General features: G+C 69.8%; 19 protein-coding genes and 2 tRNA genes. 15 read left to right on the forward strand and 6 right to left on the reverse strand.

The features are described from left to right. Positions 1-178: 178 nt before the first annotated feature. Positions 179-757: an FMN-dependent NADH-azoreductase gene (locus ACW5EG_RS06945; protein WP_457018047.1), complete on the reverse strand. Its 579-nt coding sequence runs from the start codon at positions 755-757 to the stop codon at positions 179-181. Positions 758-867: 110 nt separating this feature from the next. Here ACW5EG_RS06945 and ACW5EG_RS06950 point away from each other — a divergent pair, with 110 nt between their 5' ends. The 3 genes from ACW5EG_RS06950 (at position 868) to ACW5EG_RS06960 (ending at position 3,076) form a co-directional block, all read left to right on the forward strand. Next, positions 868-1,875 carry a LysR family transcriptional regulator gene (locus ACW5EG_RS06950; RefSeq protein WP_457018048.1) on the forward strand — a complete coding sequence of 336 codons (1,008 nt, stop codon included), beginning with the start codon at positions 868-870 and terminating at the stop codon, positions 1,873-1,875. Between the two features lie 203 nt (positions 1,876-2,078). After that, positions 2,079-2,168, forward strand: a tRNA-Ser gene (locus ACW5EG_RS06955). Between the two features lie 263 nt (positions 2,169-2,431). Beyond that, on the forward strand, positions 2,432-3,076 hold the full coding sequence (locus tag ACW5EG_RS06960) for a response regulator (protein WP_457018054.1): 645 nt from the start codon (positions 2,432-2,434) through the stop codon (positions 3,074-3,076). A gap of 32 nt (positions 3,077-3,108) precedes the next feature. On the opposite strand, the gene ACW5EG_RS06965 is transcribed toward ACW5EG_RS06960, so the two are convergent. Then, positions 3,109-6,324, reverse strand: a complete 3,216-nt coding sequence (locus ACW5EG_RS06965; protein ID WP_457021133.1) for an Rne/Rng family ribonuclease — start codon at positions 6,322-6,324, stop codon at positions 3,109-3,111. 436 nt (positions 6,325-6,760) lie between these two features. On the opposite strand from ACW5EG_RS06965, the gene ACW5EG_RS06970 reads away from it, so the two are divergent. Both ACW5EG_RS06970 and ACW5EG_RS06975 read left to right on the forward strand, forming a co-directional pair. Beyond that, positions 6,761-7,732, forward strand: a complete 972-nt coding sequence (locus ACW5EG_RS06970) for an RluA family pseudouridine synthase (protein ID WP_457018056.1) — start codon at positions 6,761-6,763, stop codon at positions 7,730-7,732. Positions 7,733-7,804: 72 nt separating this feature from the next. Then, positions 7,805-8,395 (forward strand): DUF488 domain-containing protein, encoded by a 591-nt coding sequence (locus ACW5EG_RS06975; RefSeq protein WP_457021134.1) that lies wholly within the window; start codon positions 7,805-7,807, stop codon positions 8,393-8,395. A gap of 325 nt (positions 8,396-8,720) precedes the next feature. Here ACW5EG_RS06975 and ACW5EG_RS06980 read toward each other — a convergent pair whose 3' ends face one another. After that, positions 8,721-9,080, reverse strand: coding sequence for a response regulator (locus tag ACW5EG_RS06980; RefSeq protein ID WP_457018058.1), 360 nt, complete (start codon positions 9,078-9,080; stop codon positions 8,721-8,723). Continuing rightward, complete coding sequence (locus ACW5EG_RS06985; protein WP_457018059.1) at positions 9,077-10,228, reverse strand: two-component system sensor histidine kinase NtrB; 1,152 nt, start codon at positions 10,226-10,228, stop codon at positions 9,077-9,079. The genes ACW5EG_RS06980 and ACW5EG_RS06985 overlap by 4 nt, the downstream gene beginning before the upstream one ends. Positions 10,229-10,407: 179 nt before the next feature. On the opposite strand from ACW5EG_RS06985, the gene ACW5EG_RS06990 reads away from it, so the two are divergent. After that, entirely contained in the window at positions 10,408-10,776 is a 369-nt protein-coding gene (locus tag ACW5EG_RS06990; RefSeq protein WP_457018060.1) for a response regulator, read from the forward strand. 34 nt (positions 10,777-10,810) lie between these two features. Here the strand turns inward: ACW5EG_RS06990 and ACW5EG_RS06995 are convergent, their stop codons facing one another. Continuing rightward, the gene (locus tag ACW5EG_RS06995) at positions 10,811-11,434 is read right to left on the reverse strand and encodes a DNA-3-methyladenine glycosylase (protein ID WP_457018061.1); all 624 of its coding nucleotides are present in this window, start codon (positions 11,432-11,434) and stop codon (positions 10,811-10,813) included. 162 nt (positions 11,435-11,596) lie between these two features. On the opposite strand from ACW5EG_RS06995, the gene ACW5EG_RS07000 reads away from it, so the two are divergent. The 4 genes from ACW5EG_RS07000 (at position 11,597) to cydC (ending at position 15,710) form a co-directional block, all read left to right on the forward strand. Then, on the forward strand, positions 11,597-12,046 hold the full coding sequence (locus ACW5EG_RS07000; RefSeq protein ID WP_457018062.1) for a DUF4410 domain-containing protein: 450 nt from the start codon (positions 11,597-11,599) through the stop codon (positions 12,044-12,046). 63 nt (positions 12,047-12,109) lie between these two features. After that, positions 12,110-12,186: transfer RNA gene (locus ACW5EG_RS07005), tRNA-Pro, on the forward strand. A 144-nt stretch (positions 12,187-12,330) separates the two neighbouring features. Further along, a complete protein-coding gene (gene cydD / locus ACW5EG_RS07010) occupies positions 12,331-14,046 on the forward strand; it encodes a thiol reductant ABC exporter subunit CydD (RefSeq protein WP_457018063.1) in 1,716 nt (571 codons plus the stop codon). Then, on the forward strand, positions 14,043-15,710 hold the full coding sequence (gene cydC / locus ACW5EG_RS07015) for a thiol reductant ABC exporter subunit CydC (protein ID WP_457018064.1): 1,668 nt from the start codon (positions 14,043-14,045) through the stop codon (positions 15,708-15,710). The genes cydD and cydC overlap by 4 nt, the downstream gene beginning before the upstream one ends. A 27-nt stretch (positions 15,711-15,737) precedes the next feature. Here the strand turns inward: cydC and ACW5EG_RS07020 are convergent, their stop codons facing one another. Next, positions 15,738-16,400 carry a Crp/Fnr family transcriptional regulator gene (locus tag ACW5EG_RS07020; protein WP_457021414.1) on the reverse strand — a complete coding sequence of 221 codons (663 nt, stop codon included), beginning with the start codon at positions 16,398-16,400 and terminating at the stop codon, positions 15,738-15,740. A gap of 235 nt (positions 16,401-16,635) precedes the next feature. Between ACW5EG_RS07020 and hisS the strand changes: the two genes are divergently transcribed. From hisS to hisG, 5 genes are all read left to right on the forward strand, one after another. Next, complete coding sequence (gene hisS / locus ACW5EG_RS07025) at positions 16,636-18,018, forward strand: histidine--tRNA ligase (RefSeq protein WP_457018066.1); 1,383 nt, start codon at positions 16,636-16,638, stop codon at positions 18,016-18,018. A gap of 179 nt (positions 18,019-18,197) precedes the next feature. Continuing rightward, positions 18,198-20,081 carry an HAL/PAL/TAL family ammonia-lyase gene (locus tag ACW5EG_RS07030; RefSeq protein ID WP_457018067.1) on the forward strand — a complete coding sequence of 628 codons (1,884 nt, stop codon included), beginning with the start codon at positions 18,198-18,200 and terminating at the stop codon, positions 20,079-20,081. A gap of 4 nt (positions 20,082-20,085) precedes the next feature. Then, positions 20,086-20,457, forward strand: coding sequence for a hypothetical protein (locus ACW5EG_RS07035; protein WP_457018068.1), 372 nt, complete (start codon positions 20,086-20,088; stop codon positions 20,455-20,457). 91 nt (positions 20,458-20,548) lie between these two features. After that, positions 20,549-20,875: a YerC/YecD family TrpR-related protein gene (locus ACW5EG_RS07040; RefSeq protein ID WP_457018069.1), complete on the forward strand. Its 327-nt coding sequence runs from the start codon at positions 20,549-20,551 to the stop codon at positions 20,873-20,875. Positions 20,876-20,887: 12 nt separating this feature from the next. Beyond that, positions 20,888-21,802, forward strand: a complete 915-nt coding sequence (hisG, locus tag ACW5EG_RS07045; protein WP_457018070.1) for an ATP phosphoribosyltransferase — start codon at positions 20,888-20,890, stop codon at positions 21,800-21,802. The last annotated feature ends 4 nt before the right edge of the window (positions 21,803-21,806 follow it).

The following is a 21,806-nucleotide window of genomic DNA, read 5'->3' on the forward strand; positions in this document are numbered from 1 at the left end:
CCAGTTTGCCTCCCGACGTGCCGTCCCGGACGCATCCCAACGTCCCATTCCGGACGCATCCCAACGTCCCGTCCCGAGCGCATTCCAACGTGTCATCCCGAGCGTAGCGAGGGATCTGCCCCTGCAGCTCAGCGTTGGGAACGAGGCTTGTCTGCACCCGAACGGCATGGACGGCCTCTCAGGCCGCTGCGGCCATCGCGGCCGGGATCGAGGCGAGCGCCTGCTCGATCGCGGCGGCCCGATGGTCCGGCGACAGCGCCACGCCATCGGCGCGCACGGTCTCGATGTCGGTGATGCCGAAGAATCCCAGCACCTGCCGCAGGTAGGGTTCGACGAAGTCGGTGGCCTGTCCCTCGTGCGCGCCACCCGCCGCCAGCGCCAGGATCACGCGCTTGCCGCCGGCCAGGCCGACCGGGCCCGATTCGGTGTAGCGGAAGGTGCGTCCGGCCACCGCGATCCGATCGATCCACGCCTTGAGGGAGGAGGGCGGGCCGAAGTTGTACATCGGCGCACCGATCACCACGACGTCCGCGGCCAGGAACTGCTCCAGCGCGGCCGTGCCGCGTGCGGCGCCCAGCTCGTCACGACCGGCGAGGATGTCGCCGGACAGATGCGGCAGCGGGTCCCGCTCGAGGTCGCGGACCTGGACTTCCAGCCCGCGCACCTCGGCCTGCCAACGTGCGACGATGGCGCCAGTCAGCTGGCGGGTGACCGAGTTCTCTCCGAGCACGCTGGAATCGAGCTGCAGCAGTTTCATGATCCTGTTCCTCTCTCGTTGGCGGTTGCCGAAGGAGGACACGGTAGTTTGTTGCGTTTATGGAATAAATGCCGTTAAATATCACGCATTGTTCCAAATGGGAGGTTAAAGTGCAGGACCTCAACGATCTGTACTATTTCGCCATGGTGGTCGAACACGGTGGCTTTGCCGCCGCCGAGCGCGCCCTGGGGATCCCCAAGTCGCGCCTGAGCCGACGCATCAGCCAGCTGGAGAACGAGCTCGGCGTGCGCCTCCTGCAGCGCTCGACGCGGCGCTTCGCCGTCACCGACGTCGGCCAGAGCGTGCACCGCCACGCCGTGTCGATGCTGGCCGAGGCCACCGCCGCGCGTGAAGTGGTGGACCGGCTCAGCGCCGAGCCGCGTGGCGTGGTCAAGGCCAGCGTGCCGGTGGGCCTAGCGCAGCAGCTGATGCCCAAGCTGCTGCCAGAATTCCTTGCCCGTTATCCCGAGGTGCGCGTGCAGCTGCACGTGAGCAACCGCCGCGTGGACGTGATCAACGAAGGCTTCGACGTGGCGATCCGCGTGCGCACGCGCCTGGACGACGACGGCAGCCTGGTCATGCGCAGCTTCGGCCAGATACAGGAACTGCTGGTGGCCAGCCCGAAGTACCTCGACCGCGCCGGCCGCCCGACCTCGCCGGAACAGTTGGGCGAACACACCACCATGACCATGGGCGAGGACGAGGGACGACAGCGCTGGGAGCTGCAGGGCAAGGAGGGAGAGGTTCGCCGCGTCGAACTCAAGGCGCGCGTGTCGGGCTTCGATTTCCCGATGCTGATGGCGCTGGCCAAGCAGGGCCTCGGCATCACGATGCTGCCCGAGACCATGTGCGCCGAGGCTGTGCGCGGTGGCGAGCTGGAAGTTGTGCTGCCCGACTGGCGCCTGCCGCAGGGCGTTGCGCACGCGGTATTCGCCTCGCGTCGCGGCATGCTGCCGTCGGTGCGCGCGTTCATCGATTTCCTGGCCGAGAAGCTGCCGCCGCTGATCGAGGAATCCAGCCTCAACTGCCGCAGCTGCGGCAAGGAAGGCAGCGTGCCCGCGGCCCTCGCCGCACCGCGTCGCGCTGGCGACGCCGGAGCCCATGCGACAATGCGCTAGGCCGACGCACCGCCGCCTTGCAAGAGCTGCGGATACGCGCGCAAGCGCCGTGTTGCGCAGGCGCAAATCCGGAGAGATGGCCAAGTGGTTTAAGCCACCGGTCTTGACCCGGCGGTCGCAGGCCGGAGGGAACAGCGGCGCAGCCGCTGGTCAAACCGGCGAAGACGGCGCGCAAGCACCGTGGCTGGGATGCGCTGGAAATCGGAGAGATGGCCGAGCGGTTTAAGGCACCGGTCTTGAAAACCGGCGAAGGGTCAAACCTTCCGTGGGTTCGAATCCCACTCTCTCCGCCATTCCGCGGCAGTCGAGCAGTCATTCCAGCGCACGCTGGAATCCATGTTGATCTTCAGCGACACGGCCGCCGTCAAAATGGATCCCGGCGTTCGCCGCGATGACGGCTGGATCCCGCAATCGCGGGGCGTGGTTGGCTCGTCCGGACCGCCATGCAGATGCCCCCGACGGCCGCAGCGCACCGATGCGGAGCCGCAGCGGCTTGCGCCCGCGTGGCGCATGGCGCTAGCCTCGGCAACGCAGGGGTGGAGCAAGGGGAACAGGGATGACGATCCGGGTGTTCATGGTCGATGACCATGCGCTGGTCCGCGCAGGGATGCGCATGATTCTTTCAGCCGAAACCGACATCGAAGTGGTGGGCGAAGCCGACTGCGGCGAGACCGCGTTGCCGATGATCCGCAAGCTGCGGCCCGACGTGGTGCTGTGTGACCTGCACCTGCCTGGCGTGAGCGGGCTGGAGATCACCGAGCGCCTGGTCAAGGGCGGGCACGCGAAGGTGATCGTGGTGTCGGTGCTGGAAGACGGTCCGATGCCGCGCAAGCTGATCGAGGCCGGTGCATCGGGCTACGTCGGCAAGGGCGGGGATTCGGCCGAACTGGTGCGCGCGGTACGCGACGTGGCGCGCGGCAAGCGATTTCTGGCGAGCGCGATCGCGCAGAAGCTGGCGCTGTCGGGCCTGGACGGGGAAGCCACGCCGTTCGACGAGCTGTCGCCGCGTGAGCTCGAGATCACGATGCTGCTGGTGCAGGGCCTGCGCCAGGAAGAAATCGCACGCCGGCTCAGCCTCAGTCCGAAGACGATCAACACGCACAAGTCGCGGTTGTTCGCCAAGCTCGGGATCGAGGACAACATCGCGCTGGCGCGGGTCGCCAGTCGCTACGGGCTGGTGGATCCCTCGCAGGTGATCTAGCACCTGCGAGGGAACACCGTTGCAGCGGACGATCAGGCGCTGCGGCTGCCGGCGCTCTCGCCGCTGTCTTCGTCCTGCGAAGCGGAGGCTTCGTCGATCGCGTCGGCGGCTTCATCGGCAGGCGAAGCATCCTGCACTGCGGACGCAAGCGGAGCAGGGGCGGGCGCGTCGAACAGACCGGGTGCACGCTGATCGTCCTGTTGTGCCTGCCCGACGGCAATCGCCGCGGCCTGTGCCGGTTCCGCTGCCACGGGCGTCGCCTGCGTGGCGGTGTCCTGAGCCGTGGCAAAATCCGGACCCGCGTCGTCGCCAACGGGCGCGATGACCTGCGGGGCGATGACCGGTTGAGCGATAGCCGGTGCCGCATCTGCAACCACAGCGGCAGCTTCCGGAACCACGGCCGGTGTGGCATCCGCGACAGCGGCGACAGCTTCCCGATCCACGGCCGGTGCGACATCCACGGCAGTGGCGGCAGCTTCCCGCTCCACCGCTGGTGCCACATCCGCAACTGCGGCGACGGCTACCGTATCAACGGCAGGCGCGGTGTCCTGCGCGTCGTCGGGAGCGTCGTCGTCGGCAGCGGCGACTGCGGCGACTGCGGGGGCGGTTTCGGCGCTGGGCGACGGCCACGCGGCCTCGACCGGCATCGGCCGCTCTGCGGCCGGTGCGGCCACTGCCGCGGACTGCGCCTCGTCAACGGTATTCGCGACGGGTTCGCGCGTGGCGGGTTCCGGCGCAGGCTCCGGCTTCACCGCTGCGAACGCAGCCTGCGACGGTGCGCCGGGCTCGTCGAACTCGAACTCCGGCTGCGCGCGCTGTGCCTGCGGCGTCGCGACTGCCTCGTCCTCGCCCTCATCCTCGCCGTCTTCGCCGTCCTGGCCCAGATCATCGTTGAGGCCATCGGCAAGTCCTGCGGTTTCGCCGGCACCGCGACGACGGCGACGACCACCGCGACGTCCACGGCGGCGGCGGGCACCCGTGCCTTCCTCGCCGTTCGACGAAGCGTGTTCGCCGTTCTCATCCGCGCCGTTGGCGGTCGCTGCAGCGACAGCTTCGCTGGCGACAATCGCCGGCTCGTGTGCTGCAGCCGGATCGGCCTGGTGTGCGTGTGTGATCGGCTCGACGACAGGCGCGTCCAACGGCGTCACTGGCGCCTCGAACGGCGCATTCGTCGCGGGTTCGACGGCTTCGACCGCCCTGGGCTGCCGTGCCCTGGGCTGCTTTGCGGCCTTCTTTTGCTGTGGCTGCGACTGAGACTGCACCTGCTCCTCGCCCGCCTGCGCCTGCCTGGCGGGCTGCTGGCCACGTGCGGGCTGCGCCTGGCGCGCTTCCTTCTGCGGGCCCTGCCCGTTGCTGCCTTCGCGGCGCGCGGGCTTGCCCTGGCGCTGGTCGCGACGGCTGCCGTTGCGCTCGCCGCGGTCGCCGCGCTCGCCCCGGTTGCCGCGGTCGTTGCGTTCGCCGCGCTGCGACGGCTGCGCCGCACGCGAAGCCGCTGCCGGCGTTGCGGCCGGCTCACCGACGAAGATCCGCCGGAACCAGCCGACCAGTCCGCCAGCGGCGACCGGCGCCGCGATCGCGGCGGCCGCAGCCACCGGAACCACTGGAGCAGGTGCCGGTGCCGCTTCCGGCTGCGGCTCGCGCACGGGCGCGGGCTGCGAAGGACGCACGTTGGTCACGGCCGGCGGCGGGATGTTGAGGTTGTTCTTGTTCAAGGTGATGGTCGCCACCTTGCGCGGCGTGCCGCGCTGGTAGCTCGGGCGCGCGCTTTCCTCGCTGAGCTCGTTATCGCGCAGGCGCGTCACCTCGTAGTGGGGCGTGTGCAACTGCTCGTCGGCCACGATCACGATCGGTGCGCGGTGGCGCTGCTCGATCTCGGCCAGCGCGCCGCGCTTTTCGTTGAGCAGGAAGTTGGCGATCTCCACCGGCGCCTGCACCAGCACCTGGCCGGTGTTGTCCTTCATGGCGTGCTCTTCAGCCACGCGGATGATCGACAGGCTCAGCGATTCGACGCTGCGCATGCGGCCATGGCCCTCGCAGCGCGGGCAGACGATCTGGCTGGATTCACCCAGCGAGGCGCGCAGGCGCTGGCGGCTCATTTCCATCAGGCCGAACTTGGAGATCCGGCCCAGCTGTACGCGCGCGCGGTCGTACTTGAGCGCGTTCTGCAGCTTGTTCTCGACCTCGCGCTGGTGCTTGCTCGAGTCCATGTCGATGAAGTCGATCACCACCAGGCCGCCCAGGTCGCGCAGGCGCATCTGGCGCGCGACCTCTTCGGCCGCCTCCAGGTTGGTGTTGAACGCGGTCGTCTCGATGTCGGCGCCCTTGGTGGCGCGCGCGGAGTTGACGTCGATCGCGGTCAGCGCCTCGGTCTGGTCGATCACCAGCGCGCCGCCCGAGGGCAGGCGCACCGTGCGCTCGTAGGCGCTCTCGATCTGCGACTCGATCTGGTAGCGGTTGAACAGCGGCACGTCGTCGGTGTAGTGCTTGAGCTTGCGCAGGTTGTGCGGCATCACCTGCTCGACGAACTCCTTCGCCTCCTGGTACATCTCAGGCGTGTCGACCAGGATCTCGCCGATGTCGGCGCGCATGTAGTCGCGCAGGGCGCGGGTGATCAGGCGCGATTCCTGGTAGATCAGGAACGGCGAGGGCTTGCTCAGCGCGGCCTCGGCGATCGCGCGCCAGATGCTCAGCAGGTAATCGAGGTCCCACTGCAGCTCTTCGGAGTCGCGGCCGACGCCGGCGGTGCGGATGATCACCCCCATCTCGTCGGGGATTTCCAGCACGTCCATCGCCTTCTTCAGCTCGGCGCGGTCGTCGCCCTCGATCCGGCGCGAGACGCCGCCGGCGGTCGGCGAGTTGGGCATCAGCACCATGTAGCGGCCGGCCAGCGAGATGAACGTGGTCAGCGCGGCGCCCTTGTTGCCGCGCTCTTCCTTGTCGACCTGGACCACGACCTCCTGGCCCTCGCGCAGGAGTTCCTTGATGTTGCCGGAGCGGTGGTCGGCGCCGGCCTGGAAGTAGTCGCGGGAGATTTCCTTCAGCGGCAGGAAGCCGTGGCGTTCCGAGCCGTACTCGACGAAGGCCGCCTCGAGGGACGGTTCGAGCCGCGTGATGCGGCCCTTGTAGATGTTGGACTTCTTCTGTTCGCGGGACGGCTGTTCGATGTCGATGTCATACAGGGACTGGCCGTCGACGATCGCCACGCGCAGTTCTTCGGCCTGCGTGGCGTTGATGAGCATTCGCTTCATGGTTTGCGTTTCCTCGCGCTTGCCGCTGCCGCGCTCTCGTCGAGCGTGGACAGGCGCGCGGAACGCCGGGGCGTTTCGCCTGGAGCTTCGGTTGGCCGCCAGCCGCGCAAGCGCAGCGGCGATCCCGGGTTTCCAGCGCTACGACACCACGGCGGACCGCGGGAGCGCTTCAATATCAAAAAGAGTGTTACGGGGCCGGCGGCTGCTTCGCGGCGGCCTTTCGGGCCGGCGCTTGCGCCGCACGGGACATGTTCAGCACCGCTGCCGTGGCAACAGGCGATGTCCGGGACTGCCGTCCAGCCGCTAACATGGCCGCCCCGGGGGCGGTGGCCGCGTACTGGCACGGACCTCGCGGAAGGAGGGCTTTCGACCCGTGATCTTCCAGCGAAATCAGCACCTTATCTCGCCCGCCGAGTGTAGCAGATAAAGCCCGAGAATGAATGACATCCAGTTACCCCCCAGCGGCGGCGTGCGCACCGTCAAGATCGACGGCGAGCGCGACGGCCAGCGGCTCGACAACTTCCTGCTCTCCCAGCTCAAGGGGGCGCCCAAGTCGCTGGTCTACAAGATCGTGCGCAGCGGCCAGGTGCGGATCAACGGCGGACGGGCCAAGCCCGAGACGCGCCTGGAGGAAGGCGACCAGGTGCGGATTCCGCCGGTCCGTCTCGAGCAACCTGGAGACAAGGGCACGCCCGCCAAGGGCCTGCTGGAGGCGATGGCGGCCAGCATCGTGTTCGAGGACGCGCGCCTGCTGGCGATCAGCAAGCCCACCGGGGTGGCCAGCCATGGCGGCAGCGGGATCAGCTTCGGCGTGATCGAGACGCTGCGGGCGCTGCGGCCGGGGCAACCGCTGGAGCTGGTGCACCGGCTTGACCGCGACACCTCGGGGCTGATGATCATCGCCAAGAAGCGCTCGGCGCTGCGCGAGCTGCAGGCGCTGCTGCGCGAGGATCCGTCGGTGCAGGCCCGGGGCATCGCCAAGCGCTACCTGGCGCTGTTGACCGGGCGCATGCCCGACGGGGTGATGAGCGTCGACGCGCCGCTGCACGTCGGCCTGCGCCAGGGCGGCGAGCGGCATGTGCAGGTCAACCCGGCGGGCAAGGCTTCGCTGAGCCATTTCAGGGTGCTGGAGCGGCGCGGCGGGCATTCCTACTGCGAGGTGCGGATCGAGACCGGCCGTACCCACCAGATCCGCGTGCATGCGCAGCACATCGGGCATCCGGTCGCGGGCGACGACAAGTACGGCGACGCCGAAGTCAACAAGCGCCTGCGCGAGCAGCTTGGGCTCAGGCGCCTGTTCCTGCACGCGGCATCGCTGGAGTTCGCGCTCGAAGGCGGGCAGGCACCGTATGTGCTCAATGCGCCGCTGGTGCCGGAGCTTGTCGAGGTGCTGGACCGGCTGGGGTAATGCATCCGCAATGCAACGACGTCGCGACGACGCACTGCGCGGTGTAATGGCGCACCTTCCCCGAGCGCTGCCATGCCTGGACATTCCACCTCCGAAGGGCACCGGGATCCCCCGGCGCAGTCCATCTGGACGATCGGGCATTCGACCCGGACCTGGGACGAGTTCATGGGCCTGCTGGCCGCGCACCGGCTTGAGGCGGTGGTGGATGTGCGGCGTTTTCCAGGGTCCAGGCGCCATCCCTGGTTTGCCAGTGAGGCCATGGCCGTGCAGTTGCCGGCGGCGGGTCTGCACTACCACTGGCTGCCGCAGCTTGGCGGGCGCCGCAGGCCGGTCGCAGGATCGCCCAACGGCGCCTGGCGCAACGCCGCATTCCAGGGGTATGCGGATCACCTGCGCAGCGCCGAATTCGCCGAAGGACTCGGGTTCGCGCTGGAAAGCGCGAAGGCGCGACCCACTGCGCTGATGTGTGCCGAAGCGGTGTGGTGGCGGTGCCACCGGCGGCTGATCTCGGACCTGCTCGTGCACCGCGGGGTGGAGGTCGTCCACATCCTCGGGGCCGGTCAGGTCCAGCAGCACGTCCTGCATCCGGATGCGCGGCCCGATGGCGACTTGCTGGTGTATCCGCCTGCACAGGCCGGGCTGTTTGCGGGCGATCCGGACTGAGCGTGCAGCGCATTGCGCCAAGCAGTTGCAGGCCTGGTAGCGAAACGCGGAGAGGGCCCTTGCGGGGCGCTCTCCGGGCATCACGCCATGGGGGAGGGCGTTACTCTTCTTCGTCGCGCCCGGGCTGCTGCTGTCCCTGCTGGCGCTCCTGGTTGCCGCGGTCCTGTGGTTCACGCTGGGTGTCTTCGCTGTCACGCATGTCGTGGTCTCCTGCCTCGGCCCAATGCCGAGGTGGCGCGAGGCTGCGCCACTTCGCGTCAAGGTGGCGTGCGAGCGGCGATCAGTGGATTCACCATGCTGAAGCGCGCCGCGTTGTGGCACGCGCTCAGCCGTCCAGTGCGGCAAGCAGTTGCCTGATGCGGTAGGGCTTGGACAGGAAATGCGCGCCTTCGGGCAGGTGCTCAAGCTGCGAGCGCTGGTAACCCGATGCCACCACGACGCGCGGCCGCGGTTGCTGCAGCAGCGCTTCGGCCGCGACCGCCAGCCCGGAAACGCCCTCGGGCATGCTGACGTCGGTGACCACGTGCGAGAAGCTGTGCTCACCTTGGAGCTGTTCCAGCGCCTCGCGTCCGTTTCGGGCCATCGTGACCTCGTAACCGTGGTCGGCGAGCGCGCCTTCCATGATGAGGCGCAGGTCGTCCTCGTCCTCCACGAACAGCACATGCAGTGTCGTCGAGGCGCTCATTCCGCCTCCGGGACAGGCAGGCGAATCACCAGGATCGCCGCATTGCCCGGCGTGCTGGTCAGTTCCACGCCGCCGCCGGACTGAGAGGCGAAACCGAACACCTGGCTCAACCCCAGGCCGCTGCCCCTGCCGACTTCCTTGGTGGTGAAGAACGGCTCGAACACGCGCGTCTGGTTCTCGGCCGGGATACCCGGGCCGGTGTCCGCGACCTCGATGCACACGAATCGCGCGTCGCCGTCCTCTGGCAGCAGCGGGTCCGGGCCCTGGCGCAGGAACGTCCGGATGCGGATCTGGCCGCCGCCCACCATTGCATCGCGGCTGTTGCTCACCAGGTTGAGCAGGGCGGCCTCGAGCTGGCCGGCGTCGACGTCGACCTCGGGCAGCCCGTCGGCGAGTTCGACGGTCAACTCGATCGGGTCGCCGGCACATCGCCGCAGCAGCTCCTCGCAGCTGCCGATCAGCCCGTTGACATCGAGCCGCTCGGGCGCGAGGTTCTGGCCGCGGCCGAATGTCAGCAGCTGCCTGGACAGCAGCACGCCGCGCTCGGAGGCGCGTAGCGCGGTTTCCACCGTGCGCGAGACGCGTTCGTCGCGGACACGGCCGTCGATGACATCCAGGCTGTTGATGATGATGGTCAGCAGGTTGTTGAAGTCGTGGGCCAGCCCGAGGGTGAGTTTGCCGATGGCCTCCATCTTCTGCGACTGCAGCAGCGAATGGCGTGCCTGCTCCAGGCGCAGTTCCGCCTCGTAGCGCTCGGTGATGTCGCGCGTGATCTTGGCGAAACCGAGCAGCCGGCCGTCCTCCAGGATCGGGTCGATCACCACGCTGGCGTGGAAGCGCGTGCCGTCCTTGCGCAGGCGCCAGCCTTCGCCCACGTAGCGGCCCTCCACGTGGGCGGTGTGCAGGTTGCGTTCGGGCAGGCCGGCAGCGGCGTCCTCCACTGAATAGAAGCGCGAGAAGTGGCTGCCGACGATCTCCTCCGCACGGTAGCCCTTGATGCGTTCGCCGCCGGGGTTCCAGGAGCGGACATGCCCGGTCGCGTCCAGCATGTAGATGGCGTAATCGGTGACGGAGTTGAGGAGCAGGGCGAACTGACGTGATGGATCTTCCAGCTCGTGCGTGGTCGTCTCGTCCTGCACCGACTGCATGTGGTCTTCTCTCCGCCGGGTTGTCAAATTAGGCTTGCGAAAGTGAAGCGGCCGTCAAGGTTGCGCGTCGCGCGCGATGCTGGCGCGGTGGCGATGCGCGGCGTAGTAGCATCCAGCTCCAGGCCGCCGGTGGATCGGCGCCACGCACGATCCGATGGTCGCACGGGAGATGGGGAACGATGGTCAGTGCAGGCTGCCGCGTCCTGCTGATCGAGGACGAGGCCATGCTCCGGATGCTGCTCGAGGATATGGTCGAGGACCTGGGCTACGCGCTGGCCGGCAGTGCCGGCAGCCTGGACGAAGCAACGCGAATGGTCGCCACGTTGCCGCGGATCGACGCCGCGATCATCGACGTGAACCTGGGTGGCGTGGCCTCGTTCCCCCTGGCCGACGAGCTGCGCGCCCGGCGGGTGCCGTTCCTGTTCAGCACCGGCTATGGCGCCGAAGGGATTCCCGAGCGCTTCCGCGACGTGCCGCTGCTGGGCAAGCCGTATCGGCGCGACGACATCCGCCAGGCACTGGCAGGGCTGTGCGTGCCGCCAGCCTGATATGGCGAGGCGCGGGCATCGGACGTGGCGCCCTTCAAACCTTTGGCGCGCGCCGGCCCGTAGTGGATGCCCGGACCGACACGTGGCTGCTGCCGGACACGTGCCAGCGCCACGGAAATTCCACCGCCCGACTGATGCCGATGCGGGGGCCGACGACCGGATCCTGCGGCGGCGGCATGCCGTCACTGACGATGGCGATGCCGTTGTCGGCCGTGACCAGGTCGGCGCCGTCCAGCGCGCCGGTGATGCCGAACGCCTGGGACAGCTTGCCAGGCCCGCTGGCGAGGTCGCGGTCGCGACGCGCGGCCGGGCGCAATTGCCGCATCGCCTCCACGCCTTGCAGCGGTTCGGCGGCGCGCAGCAGCACGCCCATGCCTTGGCCGACGTCGCCGCACACCGCGTTGCTGCCCCAGTGCATGCCGTAGGTGAAGTAGACGTACAGATGGCCCGGCTCGCCGAACATGGTGGCGGTGCGCGCGGTCATGCCGCGGAACGAGTGGGCCGCGGGGTCCTCGCTGCCGGCATACGCCTCGACCTCGACGATGCGCGCGGCGCGGCCGTCATCGCGCAGCAGGATCTTGTTCAACAGTTCCGGCGCCACCAGGGCAGGGTGGCGGCGGTAGAAGTGTCGCGGCAATGCGGCCCAGTGCGCGTGCATGGCGAGACCCGTGTCCAGATACGGCTCCGTGTCGATCGGCGGTCGTCCGCTTGCGGCGCATGATGCCGCAGCGGCTGCAAGGGGCTGTCAAGGCCCGCGCCCGCACCTGGCTGCGACGCGAACCTATGTATGCTGCCGGCTGTTTCCAGGCTAGGCATCCGCATGAGACAGGTCGTCACCGCGTTCGTACTGTGCCTCTCGCTGGTCGCCTGTTCGACCACAAGTGCGGTCCTGCAGGCGCCGGCCGCGGCCATTGCCGGCCCCTATGGTTATGTCTTCGAGAACCAGGGCGGTGATGACGTCGCGGCGATCGCGGAGCTGGACCGGACCATCCAGCGCACGCTCAGGGACGCCGGGCTGTTCGTGCCGGGCACCACCGGACGCAGGATCGAGGTGGCGCTGACCCACTTCTACCTGCGCTCGGACGGCGCGCGCTTCTGGGCCGGTGCGATGGCCGGCCGCGACAAGATCATCAGCCGCGTGCGGGTCGTCGAGGCCAACGGCACGCAGGTGGCCTCGTTCGAGGTGACCTCGACCAATGCCACCGCGGCGGGGTCGTCGGGCGGGCTGATGGACAAGCACGCCAACGAGATCCTCGCCCAGCTCAAATGACGCCTCCGCGTCAACCCCTTGCCTGCCGGGCATCGGGATCACTAGAATATGCGGCTCACCTGTCGGGGTGTAGCTCAGTCTGGTAGAGCGCTACGTTCGGGACGTAGAGGTCGCAGGTTCGAATCCTGTCTCCCCGACCAATTGATTCAAGCAGTTGGCCACCCTTGCGGGTGGCCTTCCTGTTTCCGGAGCTGGAAAGACGGCCCGGACATCGGCTCCGGCTTCTCGCGTCGCGCCCATGCCACGGCCGCCATACTGCGCGCTTCCGTTGTTTCCGAGACGCGATGAACGCCTCCCTTGCCGGGCCCGCGCCGGCAGAACGCAAGCGCCGCGTGGACTGGCTGGACGCGCAGCTCGCGCCGGTCCGCGCGACGCATCGCAGGTCGCTGGCCTGCACGGTGCTCGCGGGCTGGCTGCTGTGGCCGCAGGCCTGGGCGATCGCGACGATCGGGCAGGCGGTCTTCATCGAGCGGATCGCGCCGCCGGCGCTGACGGGCCCGTTTGCGGTGCTGCTGGCGGCCATGCTGCTGCGCATAGTGCTGGCCCGACTTGCGCAGGGCGCGGCGGCGAGCGTGGCCGAGGAGGTGAAGGCGCGGCTGCGCACGCGACTGGCGGAACTGGCCCTCGCGCGCGGGCCGCTGTGGCTTCGCAGCAGGCGCAAGGGCGCGCTGGTGGAGATGTCGATGGCGCAGGTCGATGCGCTCGACGGCCACTACGCGGGTTACCTGCCGGCGCGCGCGGAAGTCGTTTGGGTGCCGGCGGTGCTGCTGCTGGCCGTGTTCATGGCCGACTGGGTGGCTGGCCTGCTGTTGTTGCTGACCGCGCCGCTGGTGCCGCTGTTCCAGATGCTGGTGGGCTGGGGCGCCGAAGCCGCGGGGCGGGGCCAGCTGCAGGCGCTGGCGCGGGCCGGCGCGCACTTCGGCGATCGCCTGCGTGGCCTGGACCTGATGCGCATCCACGGCCGCGGGCGTGAGGAACTGGCCGAGGCGGCCGAAGCTGCGGACGCGGTGCGCGACGGCAGCATGCGCGTGCTGCGCATCGCCTTCCTCTCGTCGGCGGTGCTGGAGTTCTTCGCTTCGGTCAGCGTCGCCCTGGTGGCGATGTACTTCGGCTTCCGCTACCTCGGCCTGGTCGACTTTGGCCCGGCACTGCCGGCGGGATTGCTCCATACCGGCCTGTTCTGCCTGTTGCTCGCGCCTGAGTACTTCGGGCCACTGCGGCGGCTGGCCGCGCATTACCACGACCGGGCCAATGCGCTGGCCGCGGCGGCGCTGGTGGAAGAGACGCTGGGCGCTCTTCCGGATGCCGCGACGCCTCCCACGACGCCTGCACCCCCTGCGGCACGCCGCACGGACATGGCGATCGTGGCGTCGCGGCTGGCGCTGCGCCACCCGGGCGCGGATGCGCCGGTGCTGGCCGACCTGTCGTTCGAGCTGGCGCATGGCGAGCGGCTGGCGCTGGTGGGCGGCAGCGGATCGGGCAAGAGCAGCCTGCTCGAGGCACTGGCCGGTTGGTTGGCGCCGGCCGAAGGTTGGCTCGAGCTGCCGCCCGGTGCGCGCATTGCGCTGGCCACGCAGCGGCCCTGGATCTTCCGCGGCACGCTGGCGGACAACATCCGTCTGGGCGATCCCGATGCCACCGATGCTGCCGTGCAGACCGCCGCCGAGGCGGCGCAGGTGTGGCGCTTCGCCCGCCACCTTGCGCTGGGACTGGACACGCCGGTGGGCGAGCGCGGCCTGGGGCTGTCGGGCGGCGAGGCGCGCCGTGTTGCGCTGGCGCGTGCGCTGCTGCGCGATCCGGACGTGCTGCTGCTCGACGAGCCCAGCGCCTTCCTCGATCCCGCCACGGAGGCCGACCTGCTTGCCGCGCTCGATGCCTTCGCGCCGGGCAGGACGGTGGTGGTCGCCACGCACAGTCTGGCGGTGATGGCCTGGGCCGGGCAGGTGCTGCGGCTGCCCGGGGGCGGGATCGCCGCGGTCCCGCCAGAGGTGCGCAGGTGAGCGGTGACCGCGCATGGCAGGTGCTTGCCGGCCACCGGCTGGCCGTTGCGGCGACCGTGGCCCTGTTGCTGGCGACGATGCTCGCCGGCATCGGCCTGCTTGGGGTCTCGGGTGGGTTCCTGACCGGCGCGGCGCTGACCTTCGGCGTGCTCGGCGGCTTCAACTTCTTCCTGCCCTCGGCCGGCATCCGTGCCCTGACCCTGGCGCGGATCGTGTGCCGCTACGGCGAAAAGCTGGTCGGCCACGAGGCGACGCTGCGGGTCGCGCGGGACCTGCGCGTGTGGCTGTTCGCGCGGATGCTGGGGCTCTCGCCGGGTCAGCTGTCGCGGCTGCGCACCGGCGACCTGCTGGCGCGGCTGATGGACGACATCGATGCGGTCGATGGATTGCTGGTGCGGGCATTGGGGCCGCTGCTGACGCTGGCGCTCGCCGCGCTCGTGCTGGCCGGATTCGCGCTGGTGCTCGATCCCCTGCTGGGCGGCTGGATCGCGCTGACGGCCGCCGCCAGTGCGGTGCTGGTGCCGTGGCGCGTGGCGCGCCGGCAGCAGCACGCGGAAACGGTGCGCGCGCAGGTGCGCGCCGGTCTTCGCGCAAGCCTGCACGAGCTGTACGACGGAGCTGCCGACCTGGCCGCCATGGACGCGACCGGGCGCTGGCTGCAGTCGCTGCCGGGGCAGGGCGCGGACCTGGCGCAACGCGAACGCCGGCGGCGGCTGCGGGTCGCCGACGGCACCGGCATGCATGGCGCAGTGGGCGCGGCCGGATGGGTCGGCCTGCTCTGGTTCGCCTGCGGGGCGGTGGTGGGAGGGCGGATCGACCCCGCGCACGCCGCCGGCCTGGCGTTCGCGGCGCTGGCCCTGTCCGAGATCGGATCGGGTGCGGCGCTGGCCTGGCAGGCGCTGCAGGCGGCGCGCGCTTCGATGCGTCGGATCGACGCGCTGGCCGGCCAGGCCCCTGCGGTGGCCGATCCACCGCATCCGCGCGCGCTGCCCGCGGGCGGGCCGCTGGTGTTCGAGTCGGTCCGCTTCGGCTGGCCCGGCGGCCGCCGCATCCTCGATGGCGCGGAGCTGTGCATCGACCCGGGCGAACGCGTCGCGATTCGCGGCGACAGCGGCATCGGCAAGAGCAGCCTGGCCGCGCTGGCGCTGCGCGCGGTGGACCCGGAGTCCGGTGCGGTGCGCTGGGGCGGGGTCGACCTGCGCGAGGCTGCACAGGCGGACTGGCATGCGCGCGTGGCCTGGCTGCCGCAGGAGGCGCCGGTGTTCGCCGGCACCCTGGCGCAGAACCTGCGCCTGGGCTGCGCCGACGCCAGCGATGCGCGGCTGCGCGAGGCGCTTGCCTGCGTGCGCCTGGATGCGTGGGCGCAGGCCGCGGGCGGACTGCAGGCCTGGATTGGCGAAGGCGGCGCCACGGTGTCGGCGGGGCAGGCGCGGCGCATCGCCCTGGCGCGCGCGCTGCTGCGCGATGCGCCGCTGCTGGTGCTCGATGAGCCTACCGAGGGCCTGGACCAGGACACCGCCGATGCGGTGATGCGCGCGCTGCCTCATTGGTGTCTCGGCCGCAGCGTGCTGGTCATCACCCATGCACCACTTCCGCCCGGCACCGTGGATCGCGAGCTGCTGCTGCGCGAAGGCCGGCTGCATCCGCTGGAAGATCCGCAATGAGCGCGCGGCCCGGCGGCGCGGCCTGCGTCAGTGCAGGACCGAGGCCAACTCCGCGAGCGCAGCGTGGTCGAGGATCTCCACGTGCTGCGGGTCGGGCAGGGCGATCAGGCCCTGCTCGCGCAGGCGGGTGAAGCTGCGGCTGACGGTCTCGACGGTCAGCCCGAGGTGATCGGCGATGTCGCTGCGCCCCATCGGCAGCGACATCTTCGGCTCGTCGTCGCGGATCCGCATCTGCCTGCGCAGCCGCAGCAGAAAGCTGGCCAGGCGCTCCATCGGCGCCAGCCGCGCCAGCAGCAGCATCGAATCGTGGGCGTCGTCGAGTTCGCGGCAGGCACGCTCGAGCAGGGTGTGCTCGAAGCTGGGGAAGCGCTGGCGCAGGTCGCGCAGCGCGTCGAGCTCGAACACGCAGACGCGGCTGGGCACCACCGCCTCGATGCTGTGCCGGTGCAGCGGCGCATCGGACAGGCCGAGGAAGTGCCCCGGCACGGCGAAGCCGACCACCTGCCGGCGCGCGTCGGGCAAGGTGCGCACCAGCCGCAGCATGCCGCTGGTGACGTTGTAGACGTGGCTGCAGGGCTGGCCGCTGCGCGCGAGTTCGGCGTTTGCCTGCAGGGACAGCGAGTTTGCGAAGCGCTCCAGCGAGTCGACTTCCGGCGGCGGCAGTGCGGCGCAGACCGCGAGGTCGCGCACGGCGCAGCGCGCACAATCGAGGGGAACGACGGCGCGGCTCTGGTGGCGGCAGCGGCCGACGGCAAGGCTGGACATGGGGTTCGTGCTTCGCAGACTTTTCCCATGATACCGGTACGCGCGGGTTCGGCCTCCGGAAAAAATGTCCCAACTCCCCGATGCGCCGCGCGGGGCAATGCGCCGGCGCGGCGGCACCGGCGGGTAGAATGGGCGTCTTTCCCAGGCTTCCGCGACAGGCATGATCAAGCCCAGAACCCCGCCCGGCGTCATGGAACTGCTGCCTCGCGACCAGATCGCGTTCCAGCGCATGCTCGACACGATCCGGCGCATCTTCGAGGGCTTCGGCTTCCTGCCGATCGAGACGCCGGTGTTCGAACTGTCCGAGGTGCTGCTGACCAAGTCCGGCGGCGAAACCGAGCGCCAGGTGTATTTCGCCCAGTCCACCGGCGCGCTGGAGAAGGCGTCCGAGGGCCTGCCGGAACTGGCCCTGCGCTTCGACCTGACCGTGCCGCTGGCCCGCTACGTGGCCGAGCACGAGCACGAGCTGGCGTTCCCGTTCCGCCGCTACCAGATGCAGCGCGTGTACCGCGGCGAGCGCGCCCAACGCGGGCGCTTCCGCGAGTTCTACCAGTGCGACATCGACGTGATCGGCAAGGACGCGCTGTCCACGCGCCACGACGCCGAGATCCCGGCGGTGATCAGCGCGGTGTTCGAGGCGCTGGATATCGGCGATTTCACCATCCAGTTCAACCACCGCAAGATGCTGCGCGGCTATTTCGAAGGGCAGGGCATCGGCGCGGACGCGCAGGTGCCGGTGCTGCGAGAGATCGACAAGCTCGACAAGCGCGGCGAGGACGCGGTGCGCGCGACCCTGGCCGGCGAGGGCTTTGCGCTGTCGCACGAGGTGATCGATCGGCTGATGGCGTTCTCGCGCGTGCGTTCGAACGACCACGGCGATGCGCTGGCGAAGCTCGACGCGCTCGGCGGCGGCACGCCGCTGTTCGAGGAGGGTCGCGGCGAGCTGCGCGAGGTGCTGCACCGGCTCAAGGCCCTGGGCGTGCCGGAGTCGCGCTACGCGATCAACCTGTCGATCGCGCGCGGCCTGGATTACTACACCGGTATCGTCTACGAGACCACGCTGGACGCAAACCCGGGCATCGGCTCGATCTGCTCGGGTGGGCGCTACGACAATCTCGCCAGCCATTACACGAAGTCGAAGCTCCCCGGCGTGGGCATCTCGATCGGGCTGACGCGCCTGTTCTGGCAGCTGCGCGAGGCGGGGTTGGTGACCACGGCCGACAGTTCGGTCGACGTGCTGGTCACCCTGTTCGACGACGCCGGGCTCGACCATGCGCTCGGCGTGTCGCAGCAGCTGCGCGCGGCCGGGCTCAACGTCGAGACCCAGCTCGAGCCGCGCAAGCTCGGCAAGCAGATGCAGTACGCCGACCGCGCCGGGATCCGCTTCGTGGTGATCCGCGGTGAAGACGAAGCGGCCAAGGGCGTGGTCGCGGTCAAGGACCTGCGCCGCGGCGAGCAGTTCGAGGTCGCCGATGGTGATCTTGCGCGTACCCTGCTGGTGGAACGCGAGCAGTGGCGCGCGCTGGGGAAGGCGCGCGGCTAGACCGGAACCTAGCGCCATCCTGGTGTCATCCCGAGCGCAGCGAGGGATCTGCTTTCTATGCGCGAGGCCAGGCGGGATTTACCGGCTTCGCCGTTGAACAGCACTTCTCACTGCGTTTGAAATGACAGCAATGCGGCGGTGCGGGCGGGAAGCTTCTGAATGACAACGGCGAACGACCAATGAAACCTGTCCTCCTCGACGGAAAATCCCTCACCCGCGACCAGCTGGTGATGGTCGCCAGCGGCGCGCAGGTCGCGCTCGATCCCGCTTCGCTGCGCGCCGTGGCGCGCGCGGCCGACTTCCTGGCCGAGCAGGTGCGGCGCGAGGAACCGATCTACGGCGTCTCCACCGGTTTCGGCAGCAATGCCGACAAGCTGCTGGGCGCGCATCCGCTGCGCGACGAGCTGCCCGGCGCCAGGAAGTCCGGCCGCTCGCTGCACGAAGAGCTGCAGCACAACCTGATCGTCACCCATGCCGTCTGCGTCGGCGAGCCGCTGGCCGCGGACGTGGTGCGCGCGATGCTGTGCATCCGCATCAACACCCTGCTCAAGGGCCACTCGGGCATCCGCGTGCAGACCCTGGAGGCGCTGACGGCGCTGCTCAATGCCGGCATCGTGCCGGTGGTGCCGGGGCTGGGCTCGGTCGGCGCCTCGGGCGACCTGGCGCCGCTGTCGCACCTGGCGATCGTGCTGCTCGGTGGCGGCGAGGCCTGGTTCGAAGGGCAGCGCATGCCCGGTGCGCAGGCGCTGCAGGCGGCGGGGCTGGCGCCGGTGTCGCTGTCGTACAAGGAAGGCCTGGCGCTGAACAACGGCACCGCGCAGATGCTCGCCACCGGTGCGCTCGCTTTGCATCGGCTTGAGCGCCTGCTCGAAACCGCCGACCTCGCCGCGGCGATGACCATCGATGCCTTCGCCGGACGCCTGGGTGCGTTTTCCGAAGAGGTCCACGCGCTGCGCCCGCATCCGGGCCAGGTGCATACGGCTGCGCACCTGTGCGAGCTGCTCGCCGGTTCGACCCTGGCCGACATCGCCTACCACCTGGTGCCGAGGTTCCAGGCCTGGCTGCCGACGAGCTGGGACACGGACGAGGCGCGCGACCTGAGCTTCGACATCGGCTGGGACTGGGTGCCAAGCGACCAGCGCCACGGCCGCGAGAAGTTCTACGCACGCTTCAAGCCGTTCCGCGGCGGCAAAAAGCACCAGCCGCAGGACAGCTACTCGCTGCGCTGCATCCCGCAGGTGCACGGTGCGGTGCGCGACACGGTGGCGTACGCGCGGCGCGTGTTCGATATCGAGCTCAACGCGGTCACCGACAACCCGCTGGTGTTCCCCGATCGCGAGGCCGAACACGTCGAGCAGAAGGTGATCTCCGCCGGGCACTTCCACGGCATGCCGCTGGCGCTGGCGATGAGCGCGGTCAAGGCCGCGATCCCGGTGCTGGCCTCGATCAGCGAACGCAGGCTCAACAAGCTGGTTGATCCGTCCACCAGCGACGGCCTGCCGGCGTTCCTGATCGGCAACGAGGACGGCACCGAGTCGGGCTACATGATCGTGCAGTACACGGCCGCGGCCATCGTCAACGACCTGGCCACGCGTGCGCATCCGGCCAGCGTCTACTCGATCCCGACCAGCGCCAATGCCGAGGACCACGTGTCCATGGGCGCCAACGAGGCGCGCCACGTGCTGTCGATGGTCGACGACCTGGGCAAGGTGTTGGCGCTGGAGCTGTACACGGCGGCGCAGGCGCTGGATTTCCGCGTCGACATGATCAATGCCGCGCGCGACCTGGCGCGGCGCAGCGACGCGGCCGGCTTTGCGCGCAAGATCCGCGGCGTGGACGAGGGCTCGCCGCTGCACGCTGGCTTCCTGGAGGAAGTGGAAGCGCTGCGCGCGCAACTCGCGGCGGCCGAGCCGTTCCATCCGGGCACCGCGGTGGCGCTGGCGCATGCACAGATCCGCCGGCGGATCGCCTTCCTCGATCGCGACCGTGCGCTCGATGGCGAGGTCGCTGCGGCAGTGGCCATGGTCGCCGACGGCAGCCTGCTGTCCGCGATCGGCCGGTGACGGGATGAACCTGCCGTTGCCCGTCGGCTGGACCGGCGTCCTGATCGCTGCCCTGATCGCCTTCGCCATTGGCATCGCCTGCCTGCTGTTCTGGCGCTGGCTGGGGCGCCGCGCCGGCTTCAGCGAGGCCCACGCCATCGGCTGGGCCTGCGTCACCGCCGTGGCGATCGGCGCCGGGATCGACAGCTGGCACCTGTTCTACCTGGGCGTGGTGACGCTCGAATCGCCGCTGTACGCGCGCCTTGCGCTGGCCAAGATCCACGACGCCGATTCTGTGGGGACGCGCGTCTTCCTGGAATGGGTCGGGGCGATCTCCGGCGTGGTAGCCGGCTGGGTGATGGTGCGCGAGCGGGAACCGGAACCGGGCGCGGACTGATTCGCGGCTGGGCGTCTGCGGCTGTAGCGGCTTCAGCCGCGGACTCCGGCTATTGACTAATGTAATAGCACGCTATTACATTATGCCGGCCATGAAACAGCGCCTCGAACCCCTGCCGGACTCCGATGCCGACGCCTCCTTCCGGGCGCTGGCCAAGGCCCTGGCTGGCCTGGAACGGGTCGACGAAATGGCCGCCTTCCTGCGCGACCTGTGCACGCCGGCCGAACTCGAGGCCATGGCCGACCGCTGGCGGGTGGTGCCCCTGCTGCTGCAGGGACTGCCGTACCGCGAGATCCACGAGCGCACCCTGGTCAGCGTCACCACGATCGGAAGGGTCGCGCGCACGCTCGAACACGGCGCCGGCGGCTATGCGGCCGCGGTGAAGCGCCAGTACCCCCGGCTTGCGTCGGACCACTGAGGAATTCCCGAGATGAGCCCCACGGCCGTCCCCGCGACGCGCGATCGCCTGCGCATCGCCATCCAGAAATCCGGTCGCCTGAGCGATCCGGCCCGCGCCCTGCTCGCGTCCTGCGGCCTGTCCTGGCGCGAGAGCCGCGACAAGCTGTTCTGCTACGGCGAGACCGCGCCGGTGGACCTGCTGCTGGTGCGCGATGACGACATCCCCGGCCTGCTGGCCGACGGCGTCTGCGACTACGGCATCGTCGGCCGCAACGTGCTCGAGGAACAGGCGGCTGAGCGCGCCGCGGCCGGCAAGCCGCAGATGTCCCAGGAGGTCGTTGCGCTTGGCTTCGGCGGCTGCCGGCTCGACATCGCGGTGCCCGACGCCTGGGACTGGCAGGGTGCGCAGCAGCTGCAGGGCAGACGCATCGCCACCAGCTATCCCGGCCTGCTGGGCAAGTGGCTTGCGGAGCAGGGAGTCGAGGCGGGCATTGTCGTGCTGTCCGGCTCGGTCGAGATCGCGCCGCGGCTCGGACAGGCGGACGTGATCTGCGACCTGGTGTCGAGTGGTGGGACGCTGGCGGCAAACCAGCTGCGACCGGTCGAGACCATCATGCGCAGCGAGGCCGTGCTGGCCGGCCCCGTGCAGCCGTTCGCCGACATCCGTGGCGAGCTCGCGCAGATGCTGCTGCGTCGGCTGGACGGCGTGCTGCGGCTCAAGGACAGCCGCCTGCTGATGTTCCAGGCGCAGCGCGACGAGGTGCCGGGGCTGCTGGAGCTGCTGCCCGACGCCGAGCGACCGACGATGCTGCAGGTCGACGGTGCCGACACCCTGGCGCTGCAGGCGCTGTGCCATGGCGCGATGACCTGGCAGCGGCTGGAGGACCTCAAGCGCGCCGGTGCGCGTGGCCTGATGGTGCTGCCGGTCGAGAGGATGCTGGCATGAACGT

This window comes from Luteimonas sp. A611, from assembly GCF_054072715.1.